This is a genomic window from Protofrankia sp. Cas8 (genome assembly GCF_963555845.1).
GTDB lineage: Bacteria > Actinomycetota > Actinomycetes > Frankiales > Frankiaceae > Protofrankia.
On sequence record NZ_CAUVXI010000143.1, the window covers coordinates 1 to 629 of the forward strand.

General features: G+C 63.4%; 2 protein-coding genes. Both read right to left on the reverse strand.

Annotated elements, in window-relative coordinates; all coding sequences use genetic code 11:
- Nucleotides 1-168, reverse strand: a 168-nt coding sequence (locus U9977_RS18540) for an ATP-binding cassette domain-containing protein (protein ID WP_322750559.1), incomplete at its 3' end; no start/stop codon positions are given.
- A gap of 114 nt (nucleotides 169-282) precedes the next feature.
- Nucleotides 283-629: PstA family ABC transporter permease (locus U9977_RS18545; protein WP_322750543.1), on the reverse strand; the 347-nt coding region annotated here is incomplete at its 5' end.

Genomic DNA, 629 nt, shown 5'->3' on the forward strand with positions numbered 1-629 from the left:
CACCTCGTGCATGCGGTTGAGCGTCCGCAGTACAGTGGACTTTCCGCAGCCGGACGGTCCGATGAACGCGGTGACGTTCTTCGGCTCGATGCTGAAATGGATGTCGGAGACGGCTTTGAAATTCCCGTAGTAGGCGGTCAGCCCGGAAACGTCGATACGGGTCGCCATGAGTTACCTCGGCTCGTTGCGCCGTGCCGGTACGGTGACCGGCACGGACTGCATGGACGGTGGGGACGGTACGGAAAATACGATAGGCACGGGCGACGGCGACAGCATGACCGATCACCGAACCCGTGCGAACCGGGCAACCATCCGGGCGATGATGTTCAGCAGCATCACGAGGACGATGAGCGTGAGCGCGGCGGCCCAGGCCCGGTCGACAGCCACCTGCTGCGGTGCGCCAGCCTGCGCATAGATGTAAAGCGGGAGTGCCGACTGCGGCCCGGAGAACGGGTTGAAATTGATGGAGTCGGTCCCGAAGACGGTCAGCAGCAGCGGCGCCGTTTCGCCGGCGACACGGGCCACCGCGAGCATGACACCGGTCACAATGCCAGGCAGAGCCGTCGGTATGACAATCTTGAGGATGGTTCGCCACCGGGTGATACCCAGCGCATAACTGGCCTCGCGAA